Annotated in this window: 7 protein-coding genes, 1 rRNA gene and 1 riboswitch; of the genes, 1 reads left to right on the top strand and 7 read right to left on the bottom strand. The window is 40.7% G+C overall.

All coding sequences use genetic code 11. The features are described from left to right. Positions 1 to 99, bottom strand: a 16S ribosomal RNA gene (locus tag N0M92_RS22590); the annotation flags it as partial. Positions 100 to 381: 282 nt separating this feature from the next. Further along, entirely contained in the window at positions 382 to 1,257 is an 876-nt protein-coding gene (locus tag N0M92_RS22585) for a nucleotidyltransferase-like protein (protein ID WP_260287952.1), read from the bottom strand. Positions 1,258 to 1,432: 175 nt separating this feature from the next. Between N0M92_RS22585 and N0M92_RS22580 the strand changes: the two genes are divergently transcribed. Then, a complete protein-coding gene (locus tag N0M92_RS22580; protein WP_076371179.1) occupies positions 1,433 to 1,786 on the top strand; it encodes a YgzB family protein in 354 nt (117 codons plus the stop codon). Between the two features lie 100 nt (positions 1,787 to 1,886). On the opposite strand, the gene perR is transcribed toward N0M92_RS22580, so the two are convergent. The 5 genes from perR to N0M92_RS22555 form a co-directional block, all read right to left on the bottom strand. Continuing rightward, a complete protein-coding gene (perR, locus tag N0M92_RS22575; protein WP_260287948.1) occupies positions 1,887 to 2,330 on the bottom strand; it encodes a peroxide-responsive transcriptional repressor PerR in 444 nt (147 codons plus the stop codon). Between the two features lie 164 nt (positions 2,331 to 2,494). After that, the gene (locus tag N0M92_RS22570) at positions 2,495 to 3,439 is read right to left on the bottom strand and encodes a D-2-hydroxyacid dehydrogenase (protein ID WP_260287947.1); all 945 of its coding nucleotides are present in this window, start codon (positions 3,437 to 3,439) and stop codon (positions 2,495 to 2,497) included. Between the two features lie 149 nt (positions 3,440 to 3,588). Further along, entirely contained in the window at positions 3,589 to 4,698 is a 1,110-nt protein-coding gene (locus N0M92_RS22565; RefSeq protein ID WP_260287946.1) for an aminopeptidase, read from the bottom strand. Between the two features lie 11 nt (positions 4,699 to 4,709). Continuing rightward, on the bottom strand, positions 4,710 to 5,180 hold the full coding sequence (gene bcp / locus N0M92_RS22560; RefSeq protein ID WP_192207895.1) for a thioredoxin-dependent thiol peroxidase: 471 nt from the start codon (positions 5,178 to 5,180) through the stop codon (positions 4,710 to 4,712). Positions 5,181 to 5,242: 62 nt separating this feature from the next. After that, complete coding sequence (locus tag N0M92_RS22555) at positions 5,243 to 5,662, bottom strand: potassium channel family protein (protein ID WP_260287945.1); 420 nt, start codon at positions 5,660 to 5,662, stop codon at positions 5,243 to 5,245. A gap of 239 nt (positions 5,663 to 5,901) precedes the next feature. Beyond that, positions 5,902 to 6,094, top strand: a riboswitch (cobalamin riboswitch). Positions 6,095 to 6,130: the final 36 nt, after the last annotated feature.

Here is a 6,130-nt window from a genome sequence, read left to right as displayed (position 1 = left end):
GCTAATCTCAGGGAGCAAGCTCCCGTCGATTCGCTCGACTTGCATGTATTAGGCACGCCGCCAGCGTTCGTCCTGAGCCAGGATCAAACTCTCCGAAGAAATGTTTGACTTGCTCATTTGCTTTTTTGATAGTGTGTGCTCACTTAAAATTTAACGTTGGCGCTTTGTTTTGTTCAGTTTTCAAAGAGCAATTTTTGTTGTCGTTTACCTCGTAAGCGACTTTTACATCTTATCATGTTTTCAACTTCATTGTCAACATGTTTTTTTATTTTTTTTTAAGTTGTTTTCGTTTTGATGAAGCTGCGAAAGCTGATGTCCCGCAGCGACATGTATTAATATAACACCTATATTATTAATGGTCAACAATAAAATTGCATTTTTTTAAAAGTTTTTTGATACCCTATAAAACCGATGATATACCTCGTGCCCTTTTGTCTCCGCTTTGATGACGTCGATTACCTTCTTCTCTATCAAATATTCCAATAAAACACCTAGGTCCACTGAATAAAACTTCACTTCCGGATGCTCCATTAGCTCCGCAATCGTCCACGGATCTTCTTTCATCCCCATTATTTCAACCAAATGCTGTGAACCCGCATTCGTCCGAGAATAAATAAGAAACTCACTCGCAAGGAATAGAAGCTCCAATCTTTTTTCTAGAGTTTCCTCACTGCTGATCAATTCTTTATACAACTTGAAGATTTCAGGTTCCATATGCTTCACTTGGTTCCAGACCGTAACCTCCGGATAAAAGCCTTGTTCAATTATTTCCAAACGGGCCAAGTGATGCAGGGAATGAACGATATGGTTGTATGCCTCAAGATGATGGCCTTTTTCAAAGAAGCTTTTCCCATCCATGTACCTGCGAATTAACTTTGCAAATTCCATCCCCATCTTTAACTTCCTTCCATAGAAGGGGAACTCACGGATTTCGGTTTTCAAACGGTCCAAATATTCATTCCGGTCAAAAAGGACCTTCCCGTTATATATCCAGTCAATCACTTTTCGGTTCGTGCCTAATAGAAGCCATTCTTTTAACTGGTCTTCCTTTACGATATGCAAGGCTGCCTTTTTATCCTGATAAGTGTAATGTTTTAAAAACACGGCCTCTTCGGCTTCGTCTGCAATTACAAAAAGGATGTAGTCAAATGTATCTGTGATTGCACTATTATCATCTCTTTTTTCTATTAACAAGATTCCAAGTGTAGATTTTAAACTTGCTCGCTCTTGATAAATCGGGCGAAGGATATCTTCCATCATAAATTCCTCCAAAACCTTTTTTTTTAGATTTTCGACAAAACTCTTCAAATTCCTGCTTATTTCCCTTACCCCAAACTATTTCAATCCAAAAGTAATATGTATCCTTTATTTCTTTTTTGTTCCATCCATTGTTTATGTTATAGTTAAAGTTATATTTTAGGAGGGACAATCCATGGCTAAATATTCTAGCAAAATCAATAAAATACGTACTTTTGCTTTGAGTTTGATTTTCATTGGCTTTATCGTAATGTACCTTGGACTTTTCTTCAAAACGAATCCTGTTGTCATGACGATTTTCATGGGGCTGGGCCTTTTATTCATCATCGCAAGCACAGGGGTTTATTTTTGGATTGGAATGCTTTCTACAAAATCGATCCAGGTTGTCTGCCCTAACTGCAGCAAACCCACAAAAATACTAGGGCGTGTAGATATTTGCATGCATTGTGAAGAACCATTGACACTTGACAAAAAGTTGGAAGGCGAAGAATTCAACGAAAAATATAACAGAAAAAGCCTGCATGACTAGAGAAATTCCGCTAGCTGAATTCCCTTTCAAGAAGTCTTTAACAATTGTATCATTTCTTGATAACATGAAAAAAAGTTCCAACCAAGTGGAGGAACTTTTTTTAATGCGATTCTTTTTTCGCACAATCCGTACAGTCGCCGTAGATCTCCATCCGATGGTGACTAACATTGAAACCGGTGACTTGTGCAGCGAAATGCTCGACTTCATCCAATGCAGGATAATCGAAATCCACAATTTTCCCGCAAGTTTGGCAAATTACATGATAATGATTCGTCGTCACAAAATCAAACCTTGCTGAAGAATCACCATACGTAAGTTCTTTTACCAAACCTACCTCACGGAACACACGCAGATTGTTATAAACCGTTGCCACGCTCATATTCGGAAACTTGCCTTCCAGCGCTTTATATATATCATCAGCGGTGGGGTGGGACATGGAGTTTATCAAATACTCAAGTATCGCATGGCGTTGAGGAGTTATTCTTACACCGGTATCTTTTAAGGAATCCAATGCTTCTTTTAACTGAACTTCAGACACCGTCATCCACCTCTTTTTCTCATTAAGTATGAATTCTTAAATTATAATATTTATAAATAGTGTACCTTTTATGCGTTGAATTTGTCAATAATTCAATGGCTTAACCATTCTTTTTTAGTTTATTCATGAATTCATGAACACAATGAATCTATACCATTACTGCTTTGAGTTTAGTATCCCCTAGATAAGTCGATTACGTTGGTGAAGTCATTTCCAGCTTTCAGGTATTCACGCATGTTTTTTTCGAAAATGGCAAAGGTTCTTGGTAGATATTCTCCGCTTTTACTTGATAGATGCGGTGTGACTGTGACATTCTCCATCCTCCAAAACGGATGCCCTTTCCCCAAAGGCTCCGGGTCAAATACATCCAAGATGGCATGAGATAACTCACCGGCATCCAGGGCTTCGATCAACACTTCATCGTTAATCAGGTCTCCGCGGCCAATATTCACGAAAACTGCAGATTCTTTCATTGCTTTAAAGTGCTCTTTTGCCAGAAGGCCCTTCGTTTCATCCGTACTTGGCAGGACGGATACGATATAATCGGCTCCCGGTATGGGTTCCAATAAATTATCCAGAGTATAAAGGTGATCGATGGATTCCACTGGCTTCCCGCTCCTGTTCACTCCCATCGTCGTCATCCCAAAGGCTTTCCCAAGACGAGCCACCTCCCCTCCAATTGCACCGGCACCAATAACGAGCATAGTCTTGCCATTCAATTCCCCTACTTCAATCTTTCTATCCCACAATTCTTCCTTTTCATTCTTGATAAGCATTTTCAATTTCTTTTCATATTGCAAAAGCATCCCTATCGTATACTCGGCCATCGGGATTTTATGAATGCCTCTTGCGTTTGTCACCAGAATGCCACGTTCCTCAATGGCTTTAAATGGCATTAATTCCATCCCTGCACTCATGACCATGATCCATTTCAAGTTCGCCGCTTTCCCAATGATTTCTTCTGTTAAGTCTTCACCATATGTAATTAGGATTTCCGCTTCACGAAGCGGCCCATCCGTCCATCCTTTTTGATAAATGAAGTTCAAATCTGGAAAAGCTTCCATCATCTTCGTTTGGATGCCTTCATTCGGAATGACAGTCGAAAGTATTAACATGTTTATCTCTCCCTTTTAATTAACATAAAAAAAACACGGGCTCTATGTGTCCCGCGCAACTTTCTCTGAGGAGGTATTCCCTTAATAAAGCATATTCAGGTGTCCCCTTTTTGAGTTGGACAAAAGCCTTACCCTTATTAAAAAAGGCTTTATTTTAAACAATTTGGGTTTAATGCATGTAATTCCGGCAAAATGAAATCGCCATCCCTTCTAATCGGGACGTCGTCAAAATAGATGTCACCGCCCCCATATTCCGGACGCTGGATCAAGACCATATCCCAATGTATCGATGAACGATTTCCATTATCCGCTTCTTCATAGGAGAGCCCAATAGCCAAGTGCAGACTCCCGCTTATTTTCTCATCGAACAATATATCGTCCATAGGTTCCAATATATATGGATTGATTCCAATTGCGAACTCCCCTATAAACCGGGATCCTTCATCAATATTCAGAATTTGGTTCATTTCTGAGTCACGATTGGAAGTTGCTTTAATGATTTTTCCCTTTTCAAAGTTTAATTCTATGTCACTAAAGGTGATTCCTTCATAGGTTGTGGGTGTGTTGAAGGATATCCTTCCATTGAGACTATCTTTTATGGGTGCCGTAAACACTTCCCCATCCGGTAAATTCTTTTTTCCGGCACATATGATGGCCGGCATACCTTTAATGGAAAAGGTCAAATCTGTTCCTGGTGAAACGATCCTGACTTTGTCAGTCCGTTCCATCAATTGTTTTAACGGTTTCAAGGCCGCCTCCATTTTCCCGTAATCCATGGTGCAGACGTTCAACAGAAAGTCTTGGTACGTGTTGAAGGGCATGCCGGCTTTTTGCGCTGATGCGTTGGTGGGATAATTAAGTAAGACCCAACGTCGGTTGTTTACATAGAAAAGAGTGGGGGAATTCATGGCCTCCCCCTGAAGACGGTGCCTCTCGATGGGAACATCAGTCATTTCCACTTCGTTTTCTTCCCCTGTGATGATGATGACTGCATCGATATCTGTATATTTCTTCAGAGCCCATTGCGAAGATGTGTCAAGTTGTTCCTTCACATTCCCTTGTAACAGGTGGCGGCTTATCTCATCGTCTTCGAGTTCTACATATGGATAAGCACCCACTCTGTATATTTCATCAATCAGCTCTTTCAATAATGGTTTCGTGTTGATATGCCCCCGTATGAGGATTCTCTCTTTTGGCTGTATTTGTATCGAATGATGAATCAGCCTGGCTGCAAGCTTCGTTATTCGCTCATCCTTCATCTGCCTGTCCCTTATTTTTCGAGGTCGCGAAGAGTTTCAAGAGCTTCTTCGACGTGGCCTTTGACTTTTACTTTACGCCATTCTTTGACTACCTTACCAGCCTTATCTATCAGGAAAGTTGAACGTTCAATGCCCATATACTCCTTGCCAAAGTTCTTTTTCAATTGCCAAACATCAAATGATTCAGCCGCTTCATGATTTTCGTCAGCCAGCAGCAGAAAAGGCAATCCATGCTTTTCGATGAACTTTTCATGACGTGCCGCTGGATCTGGGCTGATACCAATGATGACCGCGTCCAATTCCTCGAATTGCTCATTATGGTCCCGGAAATCACAGGCCTCCGTCGTGCAACCTGGCGTCATGTCTTTTGGATAAAAATATAAAACAATGTTTTTCCCCTTAAAATCCGATAGGGAAACCATTTCACCATTGTTTGCAGGGAGTTTGAAATCAGGTGCTTTTTCTCCAATTTTAACAGTCATATTGAACCCTCCATTTCTTTCATTATGGTAAGAGTACCCAATAATCGAAAGAAACACAACTTTCATTTATTCCTCCTATCATTCTGTTCCAGATCGATAACTGTCCGAATCACGAACGCTGCCGGCAGTGTATACCCGATGAAAGCCTGAATGGTAGCTATCATCCTGCCTATGCCAATCGGGGCTATATCTCCATACCCTACAGAAAACATCGTCATCGCACTAAAGTAAAAGGAAGTCTTCAACTGTTCATAGAAAGTGCCATCCAGCCTATTGCCCATATCAAGAATCACCGAATGATTCTGAAGCTCGTATAATAAATAAATCAATGCGAATCCAACCAATATCGTCGCATATAAATTGCCAAGCCACAGCATATCCTCCAGAGAAAACTTCTTTCCTCCCGACTCAACAAGAAATAACGTACGAATGCTCATCACCATGCAAAAAATGATTCCTGCAATCAAGATGTAGAAAGTCATCCCCAACGCCCCATTTCAATACGCCACTCCCTCTATACATACTCCCTGTCCAAACAATATATTCTTTTTTAGGAACAGACCTTATCCTCATCACCCACACACTCAAAAAACGGATTCTTTTCCCGAATCTCATGTTGACCCTTTTGGTCGGATATGTTAAGATTGCCTAAATTTTTATAATAGTTTTTATTTTAAAAATCTTCGACCTGCAAACAGTTTATAAAGGCAGGTTTTGTAAAATTTCATATGTGGAAATAGGTTCCTAATTATTAATTAGGATTAAAAGGGAAGTCCGGTGTAATTCCGGCACGGTCCCGCCACTGTAATGGGAGTGTTAGCGCCATCCAATATGCCACTGATCAACGGATCGGGAAGGCCCGCCGCTAATGATAATCCCTAAGTCAGGAGACCTGCCTATTTCAACAACACTGTTTTAACCTACGGGAGATAGGGAGGTGTTAGGGACCT

Origin of the sequence: Peribacillus aracenensis, from assembly GCF_025175645.1 — a bacterium.
GTDB classification, from domain to species: domain Bacteria; phylum Bacillota; class Bacilli; order Bacillales; family DSM-1321; genus Peribacillus; species Peribacillus aracenensis.
This window is presented reverse-complemented; position numbering and strand designations above follow the sequence as displayed.